A 22,515-nucleotide genomic window follows, 5' to 3' on the forward strand; every position below is an offset into this window, starting at 1 on the left:
TTACGCCGGGCTTGTGCAAGAACCTACGAAGAACTCATGCGGGCGGTCGCAGACTGCTTGTCACTGTTCACTCCACAAGAATGTATCAACTACTTCACTCATGCACATTATGTGTCTATATGATCCGGAAATGCTCTAGAAGGAGTTGGGTCCGATGACAACATCGGCTATGGTGCCCCGATGCCGCACGACCCCGCACCCCCGGAAAGCTCGCTCGATATCACCACCTCCTTCATCCGCAAACGCAACGCCCTCCTCGCCCGGGCGGATTTTTCCCCGCTCTTCGTCGACTACTACCTCCACCTCGCCGACCACGCCATCCGCCACCCGGAACCCCTCGACACCCGCTTCAAGGACTTCCTCGCCGCCCTCCTCCTTCATGCCGCCAGCCGCCCTTGGAACGAAACCCATGCCTGGACGGTCAATCTCCAGGAGCCCCTGGCCAATTTCTTCGCCACCGTCGACAACGCCTTCGGACAGATCGTCGGTCAGATCTTCACCGAGGACATCCGCACCAGCGGACAAAACCTCTTCTTCGCCGATCTCGTCCCCGGCTCAAAACCCCGCCGCCGCAGCGTCGTCGCCTTCGAGGGTAGCGACCTCCTCGCCGCGGTGGAATGTTTCTACGCCCAAAGCGAACAACGCACCGCCCGCCTCTTCCGCATCCAAGACGAGGAATACGCCCTGGTCTCGGCCCAGCCGGACTGCGACGAAGCCTGGCTGGGCCAGCTGGACGTGGAGGGGCTCGTCCGTTTGGAGGACGAGGAAGAACTGGGCTTCCTGGAAAAACGCGCCTACCGCTGGTCCTGCGGCTGCACCCAGGAACGGATGTGCGAAGTCCTGGCCCCGGCCATGCGGGCCAGCCCGGAAGACCTCTTCGGCGACGGTGAATTGATCCGCTTCTCCTGTCCCCGCTGCGGAGCCCGCCACAAAATCACCCGCGAGACCCTGGAGGCGCACTTGGCCCGATCCAAGGATCAAATGAAGGATTGACCCCTCGCGCTTTTCCTTTGCGCCTTGCCGGGCAGCGACTAAATTGTCCCGCATGTTTGCTGAAGACGACGACCATCAGGAATCCGAAAAAGAAACCAAGCAGGGTCCCACACCCATTGGTGCCAAGCTGGAGGAACAACTCTACAAAAACCGCATCGTCACGCTCTTTGGCGAGATCAACATGCGCGTGGCCCGCGAGTTCACCGCCAAAATGATCGCCCTCTCCTACGATTCCGGCGAACCGATCAAGGTCTTCCTCAATTCCCCCGGTGGTCATGTAGAATCGGGCGACACCATCCACGACGTGATCAAATTCGTAAAGCCCGAGGTCAAGATCATCGGCACCGGCTGGGTGGCCAGCGCAGGTGCCCTCATTTACGCCGCGGCGCAGAAAAAAAACCGCTTCGCCCTCCCCAACACACGTTTCATGCTCCACCAACCGATGGGCGGTGTCATGGGCCAGGCCAGCGACATCAGCATCGAGGCCGAAGAAGTCCTCCGCATGCGCGACCGCCTGAACAAAATCTTCGCCGACGCCACCGGCCAGCCCATCGAAAAGGTCGCCAAGGATTCGGACCGGAATTTCTGGATGTCCGGCCAGGACGCCGTGGCCTACGGCCTCGTCGGCCGGGTCATCTCTTCGATCAACGACATCTGACCCCGCCCCATGCACCGCCGCCTGGAGTTCGCCCTGATTTATCTGGCGGGCCCGGCGGTCGGATGGGTCCTGATCCGCCTCCAGCCCCACGCCGTCATCCCCCTCCTCCTCGTCGGGGGACTGGTCGCCCTCACGATCCTCGCCCGCGACCCCGCCTTCGCCAGACAGGAATGGGGCTGGAACGGCAGCACCCGTTCCGTGATCACCCGCGTGCTGGTCGTCTGGGCCTTGGTCGCGGTCGGGTTGGTCACCTGGGCCCTCTTGGCTGTTCCGGAATACTTCCTCCGTTTCCCAACCGAACACCCTAGGCGCTGGCTGGCGTTGCTCGCCCTCTATCCGATCCTCAGCGCGCTTCCCCAGGAAATACTCTTCCGCACGCTCTTCTTCCATCGCTATGGCGCCCTCTTCCCCGGACCCCAGTGGCGGATCGCCGCCAACAGCCTTGTCTTCGGCTGGGCCCATATCGTCATGGGCAATCTCCCGTGCCTCGTCGCCACCGCCCTCCTCGGCCTGCTCCTGGCCGTGACCTACGAACGCTTTCGCTCGCTCCTTGTGGTCACGCTCGAACACGCATTGTACGGCTGCCTGGTCTTTTCGCTCGGTCTCGGCCTCTACTTTGTCCCGCGCGAACGCACCGCCGAAATGACCTCACCACCCCCGCCCCCACACATCCACACTCAGTAGCCTTCCGCCAAGCGGGTGGCCAGCCGCTTGGGCAGTCCCGCCTGCCGGATCTTTTTCTGGGTCTTCTCGTAATCGTAGGGAACCCGTCGGTAGGTCACCTTCTGTTCCACCGGATTCCAGATCGCGTAACACGCCTTGTTGTTCTTGTCCCTTGGCTGGCCCACCGACCCCACGTTGAATAGGTAATAGGGCCCCTTGTGCACCGTCACGGACTTCGGCGACAGGTTCAGCACCACCTCGTCGATCTTTTCCCAAAAACACGGCACGTGCGTGTGCCCGTAAAAACACACCTGCATTTTCTGATTCATGAAATGCAGCTCGGCGCTCAACCCATCGATGATGTAATGCCACTCTTCGGGCTCAAACAACGAGCTGTGCACCATCGAAGCCCCGTGCAACTTCAGCTTCATCGGACGGCTGCCCAGCCATTTTTTGTGCTCGCGCGACAACACCTCCCGCGAATAGGCCATGCCGGCCTGGGCCAGTTCCGAATATGCCCCGAGCGGCGCGTTGCTCGACGCCTCCTCGTCATGGTTTCCCTTCAAGGCCGGACACTTGAGGGCCATGATCCGTTCCACGCACGGCCCCGGGTCCGCCCCGTAGCCCACGATGTCGCCCAGGCAGACAAATTCCTCCAAACCCTGTTTCCGGCAATCCTCCAAGACAGCCTCCAATGCTTCCAAATTGGAATGGATGTCACTGATCAAGGCCACCTTCATGCTGGCTGGAATCTGCCGGATTTACCCCCCGGCGCAAGTCCCGCTTCGCCTTGACAACCCCCGCCATCCCCGCCAGATCAACCCATGGACAGCGAAGTGCGCGATCTCAGTTGGATCGGGGATGCCGTGCTCGCCCTCTGCGCCCGCAACTGGATCATCGCCCACGAATCCGGCCTCCATGGCTCCCGACACGATCTCTTCCGTGAACTGACCTGCAACGATTTCCTCGCCTCCTTCGGCCCCCCCACGCTAGTCGAAGCGGAACTGGGACGGATCTACCGCGACGAGGGTCTGGAGGGCGCCCGCCAGCACTTCGAAACCCGCCTGGTTCCGGTCTTCCTCAAACAACAAGGCAACCGGAACCCTGCCGCCAAACGCCGCTGAATCCCGCCACCCAACGTTCTTCGAGCGTGCATCCCCGGCACCACCCCACTAACCTCACCCCATGATCGACGCCCCCTCCATCCTCCTCGGTGGATCCAACCCCCAAGACCAGGCCCGCCTCGCCCTGCGCATGGCCAACCGGCACGGGCTGATCGCCGGCGCAACCGGCACGGGTAAAACCGTCACCCTGCAAAGCCTGGCCGAATCCTTCTCCCGCGCCGGCGTCCCGGTCTTCGCGGCCGACGTCAAAGGCGACCTCTCCGGCATCGCCCGCCCCGGCTCCCCCTCCCCGCGTCTCACCGAACGCCGCCAAGCCCTCGGTCTGCCCGACGCCGATTTCCGCGGCTGCCCCGTCGTCTTCTGGGACCTCGACGGCAAAAATGGCCACCCCGTCCGCACCACCATCACCGAAATGGGCCCCCTCCTCCTCGGACGCCTCCTTGAACTCAGCGAGGCCCAGGAAGACGCCCTCCACATCCTCTTCAAGCTCGCCGACGACCAGGGCATGCTCGTCCTCGACCTGAAGGACCTCAACGCCCTCTGCGGCTGGGCCACGGAAAACGCCGCCTCACTCAAAGCCGATTACGGCAACCTCTCCACCACCACCCTCGCCTCCCTCCAACGCAAATTGGTCGTCCTCGGCGACCAGGGCGGCGACACTTTCTTCGGCGAACCCGCACTGGAAGTACCGTCCCTCATCCGCGAAGACATGTCCGGCCAGGGCCTGGTCCATATCCTCGATGCCCGCAAACTCATCCAGGAACCCCGCCGTTACGCCACGTTCATGCTCTGGTTGCTTTCCGAATTGTTCGAGGACCTCGAGGAAGTCGGCGACCGCGACAAGCCCCGTCTGGTCTTCTTCTTCGACGAAGCCCATCTCCTCTTCCAGGACGCTCCTCCCGCCTTGGTGCAAAAAATCGAACAGGTCGTCCGTCTCGTCCGCTCCAAGGGCGTCGGCATCTACTTCGTGACCCAGAACCCGCTCGACCTTCCCGACAGCGTCCTCGGCCAGCTCGGCAACCGCGTTCAGCATGCCCTGCGCGCCTTCAGCGCCCGCGACCAGAAAGCCGTCAAAGCCGCCGCCGAAACGTTCCCCCTGGCCGATGGCCTCGACATCGGTTCCGCCATCACCCAACTCGGCGTCGGTGAAGCCCTTGTCTCGTGCCTCGATGAAAAAGGCTCGCCCACCCCGACCCGTCGTATCCTCATCGCCCCGCCGGAATCCCGCATTGGCCCGGTTGATGATGCCGAACGCCAAGCCCAGATCGGCCGTTCGCCCTATGGCACCCAATACAACACCGCCATCGACCGCGAATCCGCTTACGAACGGCTCAAATCCAAATCCGCCTCCGCACCCCTGACCCAAGCGCCAACAGGTGCCGAACCCGATCTCCAGGAAGCCCTCGGTGGTTCCGTCGCCACCCGCCGACCTTCGCCCGCTTCGGCCCCGCGAAGCGCGGAACCCCGCACTCCCGCCCGGCGCAGCGACACCATGATCGAAGCGGTGGGCAAATCCGTGCTGCGCAGCGCCGGTTCGACCATCGGACGGGAAATTGTCCGCGGCGTCCTTGGCTCCCTCCTCGGCGGCGGCAGACGCCGACGTTGAGTCGCAGCGCACACCCCGGGCTATCTTTTCTCTGGGAGGACGGCGAAACTCCGGCATGATTTACCCTCATGTCGCATGATGACCAAGACCGGTTGCAGCAACTCTGGGAGGAATACCGCCGCCCCGTGGCCAGCTACGACGACCCCGCCCTGGCCCGCTGGATCGCCCAGACCCTCGGCCAGCTCAAAGGCCAGATCTGGAGGCTCTCCCACCCCCTGGTTGGCCTGCACCGCCTCCTCGCCACCACCGCGCACAAGCGCGGCCTGCGGGTGGCCCGCCTGGCCCAGGTTCCCGATGATTTTCCCCGTTGCACCCATTGCGACGGTCCCCTCCTTCCCCTGGTGACCCGCGACCTTGTCGACGACGGTTTGGTCTGCGAAACCTGCGGGGGGTCCGCCGTGGCTTTCGCCGATCTCCCCGAAGACCTCACTCCCAAATTGCGCCAATGGGCCGAATCCTACGCCAGCGTCCATGCGGTGGCCCACTGGGCGGACGACGAAAAAAACGCCCACGGCGATTACGAGAAAGCCTATCAACAGGCCGCCGAGCAGGCGGAAACCCTCCTCCTCGAACTGGCCCAGGAACACCTGCCCGCCCTCCTCGACCACTATCCCGCCCTCGTTTGGGAAGACCACGACGAATGCCTGGATGTGCGTCCGGATGACGTCGTGCCCTGAAAAAAACAGAAATCGCCGCAACTTTCCCGGGCGCCGGAGTTGAATCGGACATGAGTGCAGAACAACCGACTCCGTCCAACTCCACCAAGAACAACCTCCTACTCGCCTTTGGCGGCTGCGGCCTTCTCGCCGTCGGCGCCCTGGCAGGCACCTTTATCCACGGCTCTCCGCGCCCGCCGGGCCCACCCCCCGCCCAGGCCCAATTCCATCCCCAACCGGGCGGCCCCCGCTCGATGGCGGATTTCCAACAGGGACGGGAACGCGGTGAGCGCGGCCCGGGCATGCGCGAACACGGTGGCCCCCGATCAGAAGAAGCAAGGCAGGCAATGAGCAAATGGTCCGAACCCCTGGGTAAAATCCGCAGCAAGTATCAGGGCGATATCGCCAAAATCCTACGTCCCGAACAAAAGGACAAGCTGGATCAAGCGATGGACCGCAGGGAATCCTTCCGCAAGGACCGTCCCGCCGGCGGCGGCCCCGGAGCGCTGCTCGACATCGTCCTCATCGCCCCCCAACTGGACCGTCTGGCGACCCACTTGGTTCTCGACGAGGCCCAGAAAAAGCAAGTCGAGGTCCTGCTTCGCAAACAACGCGACGAAGTGCTGGCCTGGGTCGACGCCAATCCCCCGCCCAAACCCGAGGGCCGTCCACACCGCATGGCGCAGATGGAAGGACCCGCAGGGGATGACGACCTCAGCGTGGCACTGGCCGCCTTTCTGCCCGGACCCGGACGCCCGGACCATCCCTAACATCCACTGATTCCAACGAACCAACCGGCGGGCTTGACGCGTTCGAGCCTGCCGGTTTGTTTTTTTCCACCCTGCGTCCGGACCGACCATTCCTTTTTTTCAGTCGGGGCGGCAAGAAAACGGGCTGCCGAGGCACATCGCCGACAGCCTTCGCGAACCACCCCTGTTTTCAAGAGCACTTACCGTTTTGATAAAACGATCCGGGTTCCCAAGGTGGAGCGGGACCTCCGCTTGAGCGGCACCTTGCCGCAACGTAGCTCACAGTGCCGGGCACGCTTGTCTTGATCACTCCACGAAAAAACAGCATGCCCGGCCTTCCCGCCATTACTTCAGCGACGGCGGAAGATCCCGCACCACCCCACACAAGAAAATGCATCCATCTGAACCCGAATGGCTCTAAAGTCCTGTCCCCTATTCAAAGAGATCTGGTATTAGGTTTATTGAGCCCCCCACCGGTTGCCTCCATAATCTCCCTCCCATGAAAATTCCCCACCTTCGCAGCGAACTCCGGGAGACCCTGGGTCTGGCCCTGCCGATCATGGCCGGACAGGTCGGGCAGATGTTGATGGGGACCGCCGACACCGTCATGGTCGGACGCGTGGGCACCGTGCCCCTGGCCGCCTGCGCCCTGGCCAACACCGTGATGTCGGTGGGACTGATGTTTGGCATCGGATTGCTAGCCTCGGTTTCCATCCAGGTCTCCCACGCCCACGGCGCGGGGCGGCCGGATCATGCCGCCGAGTCCCTCCGGCACGGGTTGTTGCTGGCTTTGGTCGTCGGTCTGGCCATGGGCTTCGGCATCCAGGCCGGCCTTCCCGCACTCTCCCTCCTCGGTCAGGATCCCGCCGTGGTCCGCGAGGCCGGGCCCTTCCTGGTCATCATCGGCTGGTCACTGCTGTTTTTTCTCCTCGGCACGGTGCTGAAAAACTTCACCGAAGCGCAATCCTCCCCCTGGCCCGCCTTTTGGATCACCATGGCCGGGGTCCTCCTCAATGTGGTCCTGAATGTCTTCTGGATTTTCGGCGTGGCGGGATTCCCCGCCCTGGGACTGCTCGGGGCCGGCTACGCCACCCTCGTCGCCCGCATCGCCATCTTCCTCGCCCTGCTTGTCTACGTGCTCCGCGCCCCCGCTTTCCGGAGTGCTCTGCCGGCCCGCTGGTTCGGGGGCTGGCATCCCGCGGTGATCCGCGAACAACTCCATCTTGGTCTGCCCGTGGGTTTCCAGATTGTGATGGAAGTCGGCGCCTTCGGCGCGGCTTCCCTCCTCATGGGCTGGTTCGGGGCCAGCGCCCTCGCCGCCCACCAGATTGCCCTGACCTGTGCCGCCACCACCTTCATGGTGCCCCTCGGCCTCTCCATGGCCACCACCGTCCGCATCGGCCAGGTCGTGGGCAGCGGCGACCTCCACCGCATCCGGCGGATCGGGTTGACTTCACTCGGCAGCGTTCTTGTGATCATGGGGGCTTCGGCTGTCTTGTTCCTGCTCGCCTCCGAGCCTCTGGCCCGGGAATTCCTTCGCGACGAAACCGTCATCCCACTGGCCGCCCATTTGTTGGTCGTGGCCGGGTTCTTCCAATTGTTCGACGGAGCCCAGGTGGTCGGGATCGGGTCCCTCCGTGGGATGAAGGACGTGCGTGTGCCCGCCCTCATCGCCTTCACCGCTTACTGGGTCGTGGCCCTGCCCCTCGGCTGGGTGCTGGCTTTTCCTGCTGGCTTCGGTCCGGTCGGTGTCTGGGTCGGCTTGGCCGTAGGCTTGGCCGTTGCCGCGGTCGCCCTTCAGACCCGGTTCTGGAGCCGGACCCGGACGGTCGTTCCCATAAACTGAGGCCTTGCCAAGCGAAGGCCCGGCAGGCATTCTTTTAAGTCCTATTCGACGCGGTCGTGGCGAAATGGCAGACGCGCAAGCTTGAGGTGCTTGTGGGTAACACCGTGGAGGTTCGAGTCCTCTCGACCGCAGTCTTTGCGACAGCAAACGTCGCACATGGACTCGAACGACTTGTCCTCCAGCATCACTTGCGGCTGGATACACGAACCGGGCAATTCACCCCTCATTTCCCCACCCATGCTCCTCCGACCTCTCGGCACCACCGGTCTTCACGTTTCAGAAATCGGCCTCGGCGCCTGGCAGTTGGGCAGTCCCGCCTGGGGGCTCGGCAGCCAGGAGGACCGCGAGGCCATGGCGGTCGTCCACCAAGCCGTGGAGGGAGGTTGCCGCTTCTTCGACACGGCCCCAGGCTACGGCGGCGGACGGAGCGAGTCCCTCCTCGGGGAAGCCCTCAAGCCCTATCGTGATCAAGTCGTGATCTGCACCAAATTCGGGCACGATGCCGAAGGCGGCTCCAACTTTGAGGCGATGGCCGTCGAACCGTCGCTCTCCGCCAGCCTCCGCCGGCTCCAAACCGACCGGGTCGAGGTCCTGCTCTTGCACAACCCTCCCTTCGAACTCCTGACGGGCGCGGGCGACGCGCTCTTCCAAGAACTCGAACGGCTCAAAACCGGGGGCCTGCTGCGCGCCTACGGGGTGTCGCTCGACCACGCGCGCGAGTTGGAGGCCATGGTCACCCACACCCCTTGCACCGTGGCTGAAGTGCTCTTCAACGTCTTCCACCAGGAACCGCAACCCGTCTTCGCACAGGCGCAGGCGCAGGGCATCGGCCTCATCGCCAAGGTCCCGCTGGATTCCGGTTGGTTGTCGGGAAAGTACCGACGCGACAGTTCCTTCAGCGGGGTGCGCGACCGTTGGAGCCCGGAAATCATCGCCCGCCGGGCCGGGCTGGTGGAACAGTTCGCCACCCTTCTCCCACCGGGCACTTCCCTCGCCCATGGCGCCCTGCAATACATCCTGGCCCAAGCGGAAATCGCCACCGTCATCCCCGGGGCGAAAAACACCGACCAAGTCCGGAGCAACCTGGATGCGGCCCGGAACACCCTGCCCCCGGAAACCATCGCCGCCCTCCGCGAACTCTGGGAACGCGAACTTCGCCCCGATCCACTCCCTTGGTAAGAGCCTCTTCGTTTCGGGTATCGGGTATCGGGTATCGGGCAGGAAAGACCGGACCACCCCGGTCATTTCCAGTCATCCAGAGGTATTTCCTGGGCGGCAGTCCTTTGATTATTGTTAGGGATTATCCGATTGTTTGGGCGCGATCCGACCTCGCCCATCGTAGGCGGCCTCCTCCCCCCTCCCGTGCCTCCGGGGGCACGGGAAGGAGAACGGACCGATGAACCGGAGAGGCTCTAAGCCGCAGGGGCCTTGACGGCCGGCGTGAAAACCGTCAGGCCCGTCAGGTCGGCCTTCTGCCTGCTGCTGAGGAAGCTGGCCGCATAGCCCACCCCCACACAGGTGATGATGGCAATGGGCAGATAGGTGGCCCAGTGGAGCGGGGTGAATCCCTTGACCAGGAAGGTCACCACCACACTGGCGATGACACCGGTGACCGCGCCGAAGCCGTTGGCCCGCTTGGTGAACATGCCCAACGAGTAGACGCCGACCACGCCGCCACCCATCAGCGCCACAATCTGGCTCCACACCACCATGATGGATTTGAGATTCATCGAGGCCAGGAGCAGTGCGATGACCGTCCCCAAAAAGCCCACCGCATAGGATGTGATCTTCATGGTGAGCAAACGGTTCTTGTCATCGGCATTGGGCTTGAAAAAGGGGTGGATGTCCTCGGTGTAAATGGTGGCCACGCTGTTCATCGCGCTGGCCACGGTTGCCATGGCCGAGGCAAAAATGGCGGCGATGACAATCCCGGCGACCCCATGGGGCAGGGCCTGGGTGACGAACATGGGCACGATCTGGTCGTTCTGGGCCTGGGCATCAAACTGCTCCGGGTGGGCGCGGAAGTAGGCGAAAATGGCCAGACCCATGAAATTGACAATGATCCCGATGAGAATCCCGCAGGCCGTGCTCATGGCAATGACCCGGCGGACTTCCTTGAGCGGCGAGGAAAACACCCGCTGGATGATGGGCTGGTCCCCGGCCGCACCCAGTGTGGCCGTGAGGAAGGTGCTGAATATCAGAAGGAATACCCCCGGGACCGCCATGTCCAGGGTCGGAAGGGCAAAGACGAATTTCTCATGTTCCGTGCCGACACGCAGGAATTCCCCGAATCCACCCGGAAGGTTGTAGAGACAGATGCCGATCATCAGCAGGGGGGCGAAAAACTTCAAGAGCCCCTGGAACACTTCGGTCCAGATCACCGCCTCAAACCCCCCGATGGCAGTGTAGACCGTGGTCACCACACCCATGATCAGCACGCTGAGGTAGACATCAATGCCCGTGGTTGCGGATATGGCCAGGGACGGCAGCACCAACACCACGCTGGAACGACCAAAAGTCTGGAGCAGGATGCACTGCAGGCAGGCAATCACACGCAGCGTCTTGTTGAATCGGCGCTCAAGGTATTCGTAGGTCGACGTGATCTCCAATCCGCGCAACAAGGGCATGATCAGGTGGGCCTGGATGAAATAGGCCGGGATAAAAGCCACCAGCGGGAAAAGCCAGATGAGATTGGTGGCAAAGGCGAGGGCGGGAATGGCCATGAAACTGATGGCACTGGCCCCGGTGGCGAACATGCTGATGCCGGCCGCCCACCACTTGACCTTGCGGTTGCCCAGCGAAAATTCGGCACTGCTCTCCTGCCGGGCAGAAAAGTAAAAGCCTATCCAGGCGATGAAAACGAAATAGGCCACGATGAAGAGGTAATCCAGCCAGTTGAGGTTGCGCACGCTGCGGATGGGGGTGATTTCGGCCGCCGAGCCGTCGGACAATCCCCCCAACATCAGAAAATCACCACTCGAACGCGCCAATAGCCTGGCCGAGGAACGTTCGACACTCACCGCCGTCTCCGCCCAGATATCCGTCACTTGGTGGTACAACCGGATCGGACCCGCGGCGGGCACATCGGCTCGCATCCAACCCACCACCGTCCCCTCCGCCCCGCCGGCAAGAAGCGTCTGTGCCTGGCCGACAGGAACCGCACTGCCACCGGCCAGGGCCACGGGCATGGGCTGGCCCTGTGACCATCCACTTTTCATGGTGCCTTCCAGGGGCACGGGACGGAAAATGCTCACTTCAGGGCTGGCCACCCAGCCGCCCGGTCCGGCCACATAGCCGCCGAAAACCTGCACCACTCCGTACTGAGAAACCACCGCAGGACGGACTTTTCCCACTCCGGGAAGGGGGGCCAGCGTTTTCCACCCGGACTCGGGCTTTTTCAGATCCAAGCCATAAAAGCCCGTCTCGGCTTGGACGGCGTCGCTGGAGCCCGTCACGCCACCCACCACATAAAGCGTTCCCTTGAGAACGGCCGCGCCAGCTCCAGCCAGGGGAACTGGCAGGTCGGGCAACTTTTCCTCCGTCAGTTGTCCGTTTTTGACTGTGTAGCGCCGGACCGTGGAGAGCGGCACGCGATCCTTCAATCCACCGGCGCAAATAAATCCGGCATCTTCTTGGGCCACCGCAGCAAAAGCGGTTGCATCGGAGACCCCCACCTGCCTCCATCCCCCGCCCTTTCCTTCCACAGGGGCCAGCCAAGCTTCCCCGCGGGCGCGCTGCTGCAATGCATCCCAGCCTCCCACAACCACCACTTCCCCGCCGGATAAACCCACCGAACTGCCATTCCAGTCGATACTTGCACTCGGAATCTGCGACTTACTGAGCTTCAAAAGGTCATGGCCCGGGGTGGATGTGGCCAAACCGCTGGCGGTCCATGCCACCCAGGCAAAGAGCAAAGAAACGACACACTTCATGGATTTGCGGAAGATCATAGGAAGTTACTTTATTGCATTCTTTTGTGCTCTTGAAAGGAAAATATTGCAATCGCAGGTGTCGACTTTAAACTTCGTTCATAGCCTTAGCCCTTTCCTTGGAGTGTCCCTTGCAGGATTCGCTTGCTGACTCGACCCTTTTCATCTCACTTTTTATCTAGCATATGACCGCCCAGCCCGAAACCCCGGCCTCTGCCAAACAATCGGATTCCAAGAGTATCCAGAGCTCGGCCGCCCTCGGCTTCGTCCTCTCACTGCTCTTGCACGGCTTCGCCCTTTTCCTCACCGGCGGCGTGGTTCTTTTTTACGCCCCCATCCCCAAAACCACTTTCGAATCCCCCGATGCCCAATGGGTCGATGCGCCCGCCCAAATGGACGAGGCCCCGGTGCTCGAGGAAGTTCAGGACCCCGCCCTCCAGGAACCCACGCCCACCGAAACCCTCACCCAGCAAACGGAATCGCTCACCCCGTCGCCAGAAACCCCGGTGGACACCCGCGACATCATTCTGTCCACCGGTCCTTCCCCGGCCTATACGTTCCTGCCCTCCGCACCTACCCTGCCGGCCCAAACCTCGACCCAGCCCACCGAGGAAAAACCCTCCGAAGCCAAGGCGGGCGCTCCCATCAGCAAGCAACTCCGCTCCATGAAGTCGATCTTCGGCAACAGCGGCGCCCAGGCCAACGAGGCCTTCATCGGCTACCTCTACGATCTCAAACAAACCCCCGACCGCAAGCCGACCGACATGGCCCCGTTACCCGCGGAAAAAACGGATATCAACAGCGTGCAGAACAACGCCTACGACGCCGTCCTCAACGAATTTCTGGACAAGCGCTGGGACCCGAAGGTTTTGGAAAAATACTTCCGCGCCCCCAAGCCCCTGGCTGCCTATCAAATTTGTATCCCCACCATCAACGCCAGTGTCGCACCCGAGGCCTTCGATGTGGCCAAATACGTGGAACCCCGCCGTTGGGTCATCCATTACAAGGGGGTCTTCTCCGCGCCCCGCAGCACAAAGATCCGCTTCTGCGGCCAGGGGGACGATGTCATGGTCGTTCGATTCAGAGGCGACACGGTCATGAATGGCAGCTATGCCCGCATCAAGGGCGTCACCAACTCGAACGAGGAACCGCGCAACACACCCCTGAAATGGAATTACAGCAATTGGATCAACATCAAGGAAGGCTCCAGTTACCCGATCGAAGTCCTCATCGGCGAGCGCCCCGGCGGCGTCTTCCGGGCCTTTCTCCTGGTCCAGGAAGACAACGTCAATTACCCACCCGTGCCCGGAGGCCTGGGCGTGATCCTGCCGGTCTTCCAAACCGCTCCCACGCGCATCCCTTCTTTCGAGGCCGACAAGTACCAACCACCCGTGGCCAAAGAGGGATTCGTTTTCAACGTCGTGGAAAAATGACGGCTGGCGGATTCATTCTCCGATCACCACTTGGATCTTGGTGACGGTCAGAGGATCCGCCGACCAGGCCCTCATCGCTTCCGGAGCCTCCGCCAGGGAAACGGAACGGGTGATGGCCCCGGCAACGGGAAAGCGTTTCGCCTGCAGCATGCCGATCACCCGCTGGAAATCCTCCGGGGTGGCATTGCGCGAACCCAGGATATCCAGTTCCTTTTGGACGAAATATTTCGTTTCATACTCGACCGGCGCTTTGGCGTAGCCGATGTACACCACCCGCCCGGCAAAGCACACTTCTTCCACCGCCAGGCGGAAGGTCGCCGGCTGGCCCACCGCCTCGATGATGACTTCCGGACCCTCACCCTCCGTAAGTGCTAACAGGCGCTCGTGCAGGTTTTCCCTGCCTGAATGAATCCCCACCTGCGCCCCTGCCCGCCGGGCCAGGGCGATTTTGTCATCGTCCAAATCCACCGCCACCACCCTCGCCCCCCGCTCGGCCGCCCCCGCGATGGCCCCCAAACCGATGGCCCCACAACCCAGAACAACCACGGTCTCGCCTACGGCCACCCGCCCGCGGGCCGCCGCATGGAAACCCACGGTCAGCGGTTCGACCAACGCCATCTCGGCAAAATCCAAGCCCGGCGCCTTCATCAACTTCTGCCACGGCACGCAGAGGAATCCACACATCCCCCCCTCCCGCTGCACCCCGAGGGTCTGGTTGTGGCGGCAACTGTTGGCCCGTCCCTGGCGGCAGGCCGAACACTTCCCGCAACTGGTGTAGGGCAGGATCAACACCTCGGTCCCCGGGGCCCACTCCGCAGGGACACCCTCCCCCACCGTCGACACCGTGCCCGACAATTCATGCCCGGGCGTGCGCGGATAGGTCACCATGGGGTTGAGCCCGCGGAAGGTCGTCAGGTCGCTCCCGCAATACCCCGCCCGAGCGATCCGCACTTGGACTTCGCCCGGACCGGGCACGGGCGCGGGGCGCTCCACCAGGGTGATGTCGCCCGGCCCATGGATGACGACGGCCTTCATGGTTGTTTCTCCAACCGGTAGGCTTCCACCGCCGTGCCTCCCAGAACTCGGTTCTGTTCGTCGGCGGAAAACTTCCCTATCCATTCGCACACCGTCTCCTTCCAGCGTCCGTATCCGCAGGCCACCAGGCATACCGGCCAATCGCTACCGAACATCAGGCGCGACGGACCGAACGCCTCCAACACCACCTCCCAATAGGGCCGCAATGAATCTGGTGTCCAGGACTTCCATTCCGCCTCGGTTACCAGGCCGGAAACTTTGCAGTACACATCCGGACGCCGGGCCAGATCGCGCAACCCCCGGGCCCACGCATCCATGCCACCCCCTCGGATATCCGGCTTGGCGATGTGATCGAGCACAAACACCTGCCCCGGATGCCGGTCGACAAAGGCTGCCGCTTCCTCCAACTGGCGGGCAAAAATCAGGATATCGTAGGCCAGACCGTATTCCCGCAACCGCGCGACTCCACTGCTGAAGGCCGGTTCCAGCAGCGCTCCGGGCGGGCGCCCCTGCATCACTTCGCGCACGGCTTTGAGTTTGGGGTGGCCGGCAAACCGGTCCAATTCCTTCTGCAGAGTGGCCTCGGCCAGGGGCAACCAGCCCACCACCCCGCAGATCCAGGGATGTCGCACCGCCTGCTCCAGCAACCAGGTGGTTTCCTCCACCGAGGTGCGTGCCTGCACGGACACCACACCGTCCACTCCCGCTCCGCGCATCTCCGTTTCCAGGTCTTCCGGCAGAAAATCCCTCCGGATGTGCGCCATGGCGTCATCGATCCAGCCGTATTCATCCGCGGAATAACGCCAGAAATGCTGGTGGGCATCGATGGTCATGCCTCCTCCCGCATTCACGCCGACTCCAGTATGAGGTTGCTGAAGTGCAGGGTGTCCGCCGTGCGGATCAGCCCGATGGCGCCCGGCACGCGTTGCTTCAGGGCCACATGCCCTTCCAATACCAGCGGGGTGTCACCGAGGACGGCCTTCACCGACGCCAGCGCATCCGGGCCATTCACGGCCAGGAATTCCTCCGCCATCCAGGCCCTGCCAAAGACCGCCTGGGCCTTCAAAGCCCGCAGGACATCGGCCACGGTCGGGATGCCGTCCACCAGGGAAATGTCCACCGTTTCAAGACCGGGCCAAGAGGGGAATCCCCGGTCGGCAATGACCAGCGTATTGGTGTGCCGCACCCGTGCCAACAGGTGGTTGAGCGCGGGGTTGAGGATGCCTTGCTTCAACATGTCACTGGTTCTCCGCCCGGCCGGAGGGCCAGGTGACGTTGTGGACCGGTTGCAGGATCTTCAACACCGCCTCGAGCAGCTCCCGGTCCAACGGCTCCTCGATTTCGCGGATGTTCTGAAGGATGCGCGCCGGGCTGGCCGTCCCCACGATGTGGGTCGGGATGCTTTCATGGCTGACAGAAAACTGCAGGGCCAGCTTGCTGATGCTCGTGCCCCGCGACCGGCAATAGGCCGCCGCCTCGGCGCACTTGGCCCGCAACTCCGGCGGCGCCGGATGCCAGTCGGGCGGCCCCTCGTCGCTCAACAACCGCATGGCCAAAGGCGCCGAATTGAATATGGCCACGCCTTTTTCCTGGAAAAAGGGCAGCATCTCCAACAATGCGGTGTCATTCAAGCAACAGTGGCAGTAGGACTGGATCTGGTCGACTTCGGTCTGCTCGAGCACCTGGCGCTGCAGGCGCAAAGGGAGCGACGAAATCCCCACATAACGCACCTTGCCCGTGGCCTGGACTTTCTTCAGGGCCGGGATCGTTTCCGCGATGATTTGTTCCATCGACCCGAATTCCATGTCATGCACCTGGATGAAATCGATGTGCTCCACCCCCAGCCGCTGCAGGCTCTCATCGACGCTGCGCGTGACCCGCTCGGCGGAAAAGTCGAAGTCTCTTTCTTTGTAGCCATAGCGCGCCACCTTCGTGGCGAGGAGATACCGGTCACGGGCGATCCCGCGCAGGGCTTTGCCCAGGACGGTCTCGGCCCGGGTCAGACCGTAAAACGGGGCGGTGTCGATCAGGTTGATCCCGTGGTCAAGGGCCACATGCACCGAACGGATGCCCTCGGGTTCGTCGATCTCATGGAACACCGAACCGAGCGATGACCCGCCATAGGCCAGCACGGACACCTCCAACCCTGTCTTGCCCAGCTTTCGGGTTTTCATGTCAGACCGCCGAAAATCGGCGACAAGTGTCGCTCCAGCAGGTTATGGGTCACATTGCGTTCGATCACCGCCCGGTGTCTGACCAGGCCCTCGAGATAACGTGGTCCCATCTCGGCCGCCACCTTGAAGGCCACATGGATCAACTGGCGGAAATGGGGGTTATATCCCGGATATCCCGGATCGTGCCGCAGGGCGGCGACAAAGGAGGCACTGTCCCATGCCGCCACGGTATTCGTGTCCGGCAGTCGCGCCGGATCAATGTCGATCACGCTGGCGTAGGGCCCGGTCAGTTCGGAGAAACGCCCGAGCGCACCCCGGTAGATTTCCTTGGCCATGTCCAAGCCATCGCCTCCCGCCTCAGCCAGGCCGATGACCTCCTCCAACCAGGTCGTGCCCGCCGTCTTCACATGCAAGCCGCAACCGTGCTGTTTCACCAGCCGGTTGATGATCGGATAGAGGGAGAACTTATCACTTCCTGAATGGACACTGAGTTTCAACGAAGTCGGCAGATTGAACTCACGGATGGCAAAGGCCAGGACATGCAGGTCTTGATCGAATTCCTGTTCAAACTGGACCAGGTCGCCGACGTAATCGACCCCCTTGTTGAACCGCCCGGTGAATTTTGGCGCGATGGTCTGCACCGGAACCCCCTCCACCGCCAGCATGGCCAGGATGAGCAGCAGCTCGCCCGGGTTCTGCGGCGTGTCGGTTTCATCCACCGAGACCTCGGTGATGAACCTCCCCTCTCCCTTGGCGGCCGCGATGTGGCGGTAGATCCGGCCGGCCTCGCCCATCGCTCCCAGGAATTGGGCACAGGCCGAATCCAAGGCGGCGCCACCCAGTTCCACCGGCCGGTCGATGCCCGGCACCCGGACCCGGGGTCCCCAGGGCTTGAGGAAAGACTTCAGCGCCTCCATCTGTCCGGGCTCCGCGGGTTTGCCGACAAAATCGGCCACATCCAGGGTGAAGAAATCACTCCCGGCCAGGAAGCGGTCCACCGTCTTCAGTCCGATGTGGTCGGCATCCACATGGTAGGGCCCGTCCCAACCCAGCTCCCGCACCGCCGTGTCGGCCTCGCGCCGGACATCGTCCGGATGGGTCTTGATCAGGGTGTGCTCCCGGTTGGATTTGTTCCAGACGGGACAAACCTCGATGCCCCGCCGGCGGGCCTGGACCACGGCGGACAACTGGGACCGTCCTTCGTGGGCGAAACGGTCGCCCATGCCCAAACTGAATCGTGATATCATCATCTAGGCACCATAGCCCCCTCGACAGCGGCTGACAATGACCGGGCTTGACCAAAACCTTTCTATTCTTGACCCTAGTTTTCATGGACTTGAAACAGCCCGATGTGGCCGTCGATCCCGCCCGATCTCGCTACGCCACCTTCGATCCGCGCGACCAACCCGCCCGTGGCGGACCCCGCCTGGCCCTGGCCGGGTACGAAGCCACCCTGCCCCACTACGTCGTCGAGCGTGCCACCTTCCCCTGCCTGGGCATCGAATGTGTGGTCCAGGGCCGCGGAAATCTGCTGCTCAAGGGAAAAGCCCACTCCCTCCGCCCGGGCACTGTCTTCACCTATGGTCCCGGAGTGGCCCACCGCATCGAAAGCGACCCCCGCCGCCCCCTGCGCAAGTATTTCATCGATGTGCGGGGCAGGCCTCCGCTGGCCCCCGGTTTGTGCTTCTCCACCACCCGGCTTCCTTTGGTGGCGGCGTTGCTCAAGCAACTCATCCTCGACCAAAACGAAAGGAAATCCACCCCCGCACAAACCCACCACACCCTCGGGCTGGTTCTGGATTGGCTGCAGCCCTCGCGATCGGAACCGGCGGAGAACGCCAGCGCCGCCTTGCTCTCCTACCGGCGCGCCCGGGCCTATCTGGAACACCACCACCATCGCCCCGGCGGGATCACCGACCTTGCGCGCGAAATCCACCTCGACAGCGCCTACCTGACCCGCCTCTTCCAACGCTATGGAGATGAATCCCCCTATCAATACCTCACCCGTTTAAGGCTCGACCGGGCCGGCCAGTTGCTCCTGCGCCATCCGCTCCAGGTCCAACAGGTCGCGCAGGCCTGCGGCTTCACCGACCCCTACCACTTCTCCACCTGTTTCAAACGCCACTACGGCGTCTCCCCGCGCGCCTTCCGCACGCAGGGACGCTGAGGGCAAGGCGCAAGGCAAGATCGGGTAAGAGCCTGTCCGAATAGGCTCTAAGCCAAACGAGACCGAGTCCCTCACGCGGCCTTGATTTGGGCGTGATCGGCGTAGCGGTCGAAGCGGTTGGAGAGGATGAAAAACGTCGGCGCCCACAGGCCGACAAAGATCCCGAAACGTTCCCCATGGGCCACTTGGAGGGGATCGACCGAGCCTCCCCCGGCGGCATACCAGATGGCGATCGACCCGAGGATCGAGGCGAAACCGAGCACGAAACAGACCAGACCAAGTTTGCGATAGAGGGATGCGTTCATGGTTAAGTCTACGCCCCATTCCCCAACACGCAAATGGGGGGGGCCGGACAGGTCTTCCCCCAGTCCTGACGGCTTTCTTCAGCCCACCCCTTGATCGACATCCGGTCCGTCCACGATTGACTTAGAGCCTATTCCAAATGGGGATATCTTGCACCCTGCGCGAGGGTTGACCGGTCCTCAGGCCATGCGGGCAAGTTGTTCGCGGGTGATCTCGTGTTGCAACGGCTGCCCAGAAATAAACCGGTGGGCTTCCTCCACGGCCAGTTCGCCCATGCGCCCACATTCAGCATTGAGGGATCCGGCGATGTGTGGCGTGAGGAAGACGTTGGGTAACGTGTAGAAGGGCGAATGCGCCACGGGAGGTTCGGGATGGGTGACATCCACAAATGCGGTCAAGTCCGGACGTCGTTTGAGTACGGTGAAGAGATCGTCTTCGTTGATGAGGGCGCCGCGCGCAGTGTTCAGCAGGGTGGCGTGGGGCTTCATGGTATCCAACAACCCGGCGTGGACCATGCCCACCGTTTCGGGTAGCCAGGGGGTGTGCAGGCTGACCACGTCCGACTCGGCGAAAATCCCCGCTAACGTGGCGGGTTCGGCACCGAGTGCACGGATGGCGGATTCCGGTGCGAAGGGATCGTGGATCAGGACTCGGTGATCGAAGACCTGGAGACGCTCGGCAACCAGGCGTCCGATCAAGCCCAGGGAAACCAGCCCCACGGTGGTGCGGTAATTTCCCGGAATCACGTTCCATCGCTGCCAACGCTGGTGGGTCCGGGTGTCGGCCAGGTGTTGCCAGACTTTCTTCAAACTAAGAACGATGGCGGCCACGGTGAATTCAGCCACCGGGACGGCATTGGCTGCGGAAGCGGACGAAAGGACCCGGGGTTGGTCCCAGAAAACATTGTGGATGAATCCTTTGACCGAGCCGGCTCCATAAAAAACGCCGCGAAGGCGGGGCAGGCGGGCCAGGAATTCCGCATCAAGGACCGGCATTCCCCACGTGCCCAAGAGCAATTCGGTCGATGCCAGCAATTCCAGGTTCTGGGAGAAGGCGGCGGCATCGAGATCCACGGCACGCAATTCGGCGAACTCCGCCAAACGGGCGCGGACAGTGGGTGGGAAAACGTGTTCGGTTTCGCCGTGGTTTCCGACAATGACGGCGATGGGGCGGGCAGACATGTGCTGAATACTTGTTTAGTTACACCCACCGTTGGCTGCGAGCCTTTTTGAATCTGACAGGACAAAATTTTAACGGGGAGGCGAAGCCCGCAATCCTGAAGGGGTTAACAGGACGGAGAGCATGTGAGTTTTGCGGGGCGGGTCACTACACTCTTCCGACTTAAGCCAGCTTATGTCTAGTTTCGGGGTTTGGGTCAATGCGACCAGAAAGCGAATTACCTCATGACGGAAGCAATATGCCAGTATTGCGGCGCCAATTATTGGAGGATAATGCCTCTTGATAAATTCTACTATGTTCACTGTTTTTTGGGCGCTATTTTCCACTTTGACAGTTTAGCCTTCCAATTCGCGCACGACGCCTACAGCGCGTTTACCTTTAACGTGAAGAACCTTCGACATCCTCATCGACTGATTACCTGAGAATCTAGCTGGCCCTTAGCGCCGGACACAGATGTCACGCTCTTGATGGGGCGCATGGTGTCGACACCTGACACTTGACAGATTTTAGCTGCTTCAAATTTGCTTCTCCCAACGGCATCCTATTTTGCTCCGCAAGTTCCATGGCAATTACCGTTTTACCACACCCAGTAATCCCTCCCAGCTTTTTTGCGGCGGTTTCTCACAAGGGAATGCAAACTTCAGACATTGACCCGTTCGAACTTGATCTACTTTCCAAACGCGGTCTCAAATCAGGAGAGGGTGGTCCATTTGGAGCAGATGGGTTGGAGGAGATCGATTCTAGTCTTACCGGGAACTTCCCATGATTGCGTTTCTGTTGATCCTCCAAATTCACTGCGTATTTTTTTGCTTTGGAGAGTGAACCCGCTGATTTTGTTATCGTCTGGAAGGAATGGCGCTAATAAGCTGTGTGTGATGTGCTCAGCAATCGCTTCGCGCTCGTCCACCGTAAGGTTCATCTCGCCCCTGTGGGTGCCTTCCGGAATGAGGAAGCTGAGCGTGTGCCCAGTTACGATGAATGTGACGATCGTGCCACCGAATAGGCTGCTCTTGGCTTTGCATTTGAGTGTGGTAGTGGTCATGGCCCTGATTTTCTCAGACCGATGTGCGAGCGCAACGGGAGATTGCCAATTCTTTATAAACGTTTGCAACGGCCGGATTCATACTCTTTTCGTTGTTGTTCACTCTACTCTTGAACAATCAACTCCAACTTGTGGCAAAGCCGGATAAAGTTCGCCTTGCTTCCCGGATCGACAACCTTAAGAACCCACTCGCCACGCCTACCTGCTCAAGGATTAGGATCGTTGACCCCGCTCGCCGGTTTCTTCGGGGGGCGACTGGGACGAAGGGGAGGATCGCAGATACCGACAAACGCGCGGCCATCGATGCGTATGGTGGGCTGCAACATGAAGCCCCGGGGCGCTTTATCCGAATTGCGCTGGTTGTGTGGCGACAAATAGAGGGTCGCCAAGGGCGTTCCGTCCTGTTTGGAAATCGCGTAGACATCCACCGGATGGGGACACGCCGGCGATACGGCTGTACCCGCACGCGTTGCCTTCACATGCGCACCGTCCTCGGTGCGCAACCGGGACAGATAGCTGTCTGAACCAAAATAGGTGTTGGTGGGGATGGGGTTGGTGATCTCGTGCCCGAACTCGCCCTGCGCGCCGGGTATTTCATCCGCATCACAGCCTTGCAGACCCATGGTATGCATGGAGGCGAAAAACTCCTGCCGACGCCGCACCAAATCTGCTTCGTTTTCAGGGGCTGGTCCAGCCGCTCCTTCACTCATGGGGCTAGGGTAAGGGTTTGTTGGAGGGCCGTCCATGAAATCTGAACAGATCGCTTGTTGGCAAGCCATCTGCGGATCAGACCCAGGTTGGAGGCATGGTTCATTCCTAGCCAACGACCGGGGAAGGGATTTCCGCTTAAAATCGAAGATCCGACGCGGCGGACTTAATACTCCCGTCCGCCATAGCCTTGGCGAAGGCGGATAAAACTTAAAACTCGCCCCCCCCCACAGCGCCTCTGCGTCTCTGC

General features: G+C 61.8%; 22 protein-coding genes and 1 tRNA gene. 12 read left to right on the top strand and 11 right to left on the bottom strand.

Going from position 1 to position 22,515, the window contains the following annotated elements; all coding sequences use genetic code 11:
* Nucleotides 1-180 precede the first annotated feature (180 nt).
* Genes SFU85_07325 through SFU85_07335 form a run of 3 tightly spaced genes read left to right on the top strand, consistent with a single transcriptional unit; the run spans nucleotide 181 to nucleotide 2,335 of the window.
* Entirely contained in the window at nucleotides 181-993 is an 813-nt protein-coding gene (locus tag SFU85_07325) for an Hsp33 family molecular chaperone HslO (protein ID MDX6766584.1), read from the top strand.
* A 52-nt stretch (nucleotides 994-1,045) separates the two neighbouring features.
* On the top strand, nucleotides 1,046-1,651 hold the full coding sequence (locus tag SFU85_07330; GenBank protein ID MDX6766585.1) for an ATP-dependent Clp protease proteolytic subunit: 606 nt from the start codon (nucleotides 1,046-1,048) through the stop codon (nucleotides 1,649-1,651).
* A gap of 9 nt (nucleotides 1,652-1,660) precedes the next feature.
* The gene (locus SFU85_07335; protein ID MDX6766586.1) at nucleotides 1,661-2,335 is read left to right on the top strand and encodes a CPBP family glutamic-type intramembrane protease; all 675 of its coding nucleotides are present in this window, start codon (nucleotides 1,661-1,663) and stop codon (nucleotides 2,333-2,335) included.
* On the opposite strand, the gene SFU85_07340 is transcribed toward SFU85_07335, so the two are convergent.
* A complete protein-coding gene (locus SFU85_07340; GenBank protein ID MDX6766587.1) occupies nucleotides 2,329-3,054 on the bottom strand; it encodes a metallophosphoesterase family protein in 726 nt (241 codons plus the stop codon). The two genes, SFU85_07335 and SFU85_07340, sit on opposite strands and share 7 nt — an antisense overlap.
* 84 nt (nucleotides 3,055-3,138) lie before the next feature.
* Between SFU85_07340 and SFU85_07345 the strand changes: the two genes are divergently transcribed.
* The 7 genes from SFU85_07345 (at nucleotide 3,139) to SFU85_07375 (ending at nucleotide 9,474) form a co-directional block, all read left to right on the top strand.
* A complete protein-coding gene (locus SFU85_07345) occupies nucleotides 3,139-3,438 on the top strand; it encodes a ribonuclease III domain-containing protein (protein MDX6766588.1) in 300 nt (99 codons plus the stop codon).
* Nucleotides 3,439-3,499: 61 nt separating this feature from the next.
* The gene (locus tag SFU85_07350) at nucleotides 3,500-5,044 is read left to right on the top strand and encodes a helicase HerA-like domain-containing protein (protein ID MDX6766589.1); all 1,545 of its coding nucleotides are present in this window, start codon (nucleotides 3,500-3,502) and stop codon (nucleotides 5,042-5,044) included.
* Between the two features lie 68 nt (nucleotides 5,045-5,112).
* Nucleotides 5,113-5,721, top strand: coding sequence for a hypothetical protein (locus tag SFU85_07355; GenBank protein MDX6766590.1), 609 nt, complete (start codon nucleotides 5,113-5,115; stop codon nucleotides 5,719-5,721).
* Nucleotides 5,722-5,771: 50 nt separating this feature from the next.
* Nucleotides 5,772-6,470 carry a hypothetical protein gene (locus SFU85_07360; protein MDX6766591.1) on the top strand — a complete coding sequence of 233 codons (699 nt, stop codon included), beginning with the start codon at nucleotides 5,772-5,774 and terminating at the stop codon, nucleotides 6,468-6,470.
* Between the two features lie 478 nt (nucleotides 6,471-6,948).
* The gene (locus tag SFU85_07365) at nucleotides 6,949-8,295 is read left to right on the top strand and encodes an MATE family efflux transporter (protein ID MDX6766592.1); all 1,347 of its coding nucleotides are present in this window, start codon (nucleotides 6,949-6,951) and stop codon (nucleotides 8,293-8,295) included.
* 50 nt (nucleotides 8,296-8,345) lie between these two features.
* Nucleotides 8,346-8,426: transfer RNA gene (locus SFU85_07370), tRNA-Leu, on the top strand.
* Between the two features lie 25 nt (nucleotides 8,427-8,451).
* Nucleotides 8,452-9,474 carry an aldo/keto reductase gene (locus SFU85_07375; GenBank protein MDX6766593.1) on the top strand — a complete coding sequence of 341 codons (1,023 nt, stop codon included), beginning with the start codon at nucleotides 8,452-8,454 and terminating at the stop codon, nucleotides 9,472-9,474.
* Nucleotides 9,475-9,707: 233 nt separating this feature from the next.
* Here SFU85_07375 and SFU85_07380 read toward each other — a convergent pair whose 3' ends face one another.
* Nucleotides 9,708-12,245 (bottom strand): sodium/solute symporter, encoded by a 2,538-nt coding sequence (locus tag SFU85_07380; protein ID MDX6766594.1) that lies wholly within the window; start codon nucleotides 12,243-12,245, stop codon nucleotides 9,708-9,710.
* Nucleotides 12,246-12,409: 164 nt separating this feature from the next.
* On the opposite strand from SFU85_07380, the gene SFU85_07385 reads away from it, so the two are divergent.
* On the top strand, nucleotides 12,410-13,657 hold the full coding sequence (locus SFU85_07385; protein ID MDX6766595.1) for a hypothetical protein: 1,248 nt from the start codon (nucleotides 12,410-12,412) through the stop codon (nucleotides 13,655-13,657).
* A gap of 12 nt (nucleotides 13,658-13,669) precedes the next feature.
* Here the strand turns inward: SFU85_07385 and SFU85_07390 are convergent, their stop codons facing one another.
* The 5 genes from SFU85_07390 to SFU85_07410 are packed head-to-tail and all read right to left on the bottom strand — an operon-like array spanning nucleotide 13,670 to nucleotide 18,116.
* Nucleotides 13,670-14,692, bottom strand: a complete 1,023-nt coding sequence (locus SFU85_07390) for a zinc-binding alcohol dehydrogenase family protein (protein MDX6766596.1) — start codon at nucleotides 14,690-14,692, stop codon at nucleotides 13,670-13,672.
* On the bottom strand, nucleotides 14,689-15,543 hold the full coding sequence (locus tag SFU85_07395; GenBank protein MDX6766597.1) for an amidohydrolase family protein: 855 nt from the start codon (nucleotides 15,541-15,543) through the stop codon (nucleotides 14,689-14,691). Before SFU85_07395 ends, SFU85_07390 begins: the two co-directional genes overlap by 4 nt.
* On the bottom strand, nucleotides 15,540-15,929 hold the full coding sequence (locus SFU85_07400) for an RbsD/FucU domain-containing protein (protein ID MDX6766598.1): 390 nt from the start codon (nucleotides 15,927-15,929) through the stop codon (nucleotides 15,540-15,542). The genes SFU85_07395 and SFU85_07400 overlap by 4 nt, the downstream gene beginning before the upstream one ends.
* Before the next feature lies 1 nt (nucleotide 15,930).
* A complete protein-coding gene (locus SFU85_07405; protein ID MDX6766599.1) occupies nucleotides 15,931-16,866 on the bottom strand; it encodes an aldo/keto reductase in 936 nt (311 codons plus the stop codon).
* Nucleotides 16,863-18,116: a tagaturonate epimerase family protein gene (locus tag SFU85_07410; GenBank protein ID MDX6766600.1), complete on the bottom strand. Its 1,254-nt coding sequence runs from the start codon at nucleotides 18,114-18,116 to the stop codon at nucleotides 16,863-16,865. The genes SFU85_07405 and SFU85_07410 overlap by 4 nt, the downstream gene beginning before the upstream one ends.
* Before the next feature lie 80 nt (nucleotides 18,117-18,196).
* Here SFU85_07410 and SFU85_07415 point away from each other — a divergent pair, with 80 nt between their 5' ends.
* Nucleotides 18,197-19,033 carry an AraC family transcriptional regulator gene (locus SFU85_07415; protein ID MDX6766601.1) on the top strand — a complete coding sequence of 279 codons (837 nt, stop codon included), beginning with the start codon at nucleotides 18,197-18,199 and terminating at the stop codon, nucleotides 19,031-19,033.
* Nucleotides 19,034-19,104: 71 nt separating this feature from the next.
* Here the strand turns inward: SFU85_07415 and SFU85_07420 are convergent, their stop codons facing one another.
* The 4 genes from SFU85_07420 to SFU85_07435 form a co-directional block, all read right to left on the bottom strand.
* Nucleotides 19,105-19,338, bottom strand: coding sequence for a hypothetical protein (locus SFU85_07420; protein MDX6766602.1), 234 nt, complete (start codon nucleotides 19,336-19,338; stop codon nucleotides 19,105-19,107).
* A gap of 177 nt (nucleotides 19,339-19,515) precedes the next feature.
* Entirely contained in the window at nucleotides 19,516-20,517 is a 1,002-nt protein-coding gene (locus tag SFU85_07425; GenBank protein MDX6766603.1) for a hydroxyacid dehydrogenase, read from the bottom strand.
* A gap of 689 nt (nucleotides 20,518-21,206) precedes the next feature.
* Complete coding sequence (locus tag SFU85_07430) at nucleotides 21,207-21,557, bottom strand: hypothetical protein (protein MDX6766604.1); 351 nt, start codon at nucleotides 21,555-21,557, stop codon at nucleotides 21,207-21,209.
* A gap of 206 nt (nucleotides 21,558-21,763) precedes the next feature.
* Nucleotides 21,764-22,267 (bottom strand): hypothetical protein, encoded by a 504-nt coding sequence (locus SFU85_07435; protein ID MDX6766605.1) that lies wholly within the window; start codon nucleotides 22,265-22,267, stop codon nucleotides 21,764-21,766.
* Nucleotides 22,268-22,515: the final 248 nt, after the last annotated feature.

The organism is Candidatus Methylacidiphilales bacterium, from assembly GCA_033875315.1.
Classification (GTDB): domain Bacteria; phylum Verrucomicrobiota; class Verrucomicrobiia; order Methylacidiphilales; family CAZTYG01; genus JANRJG01.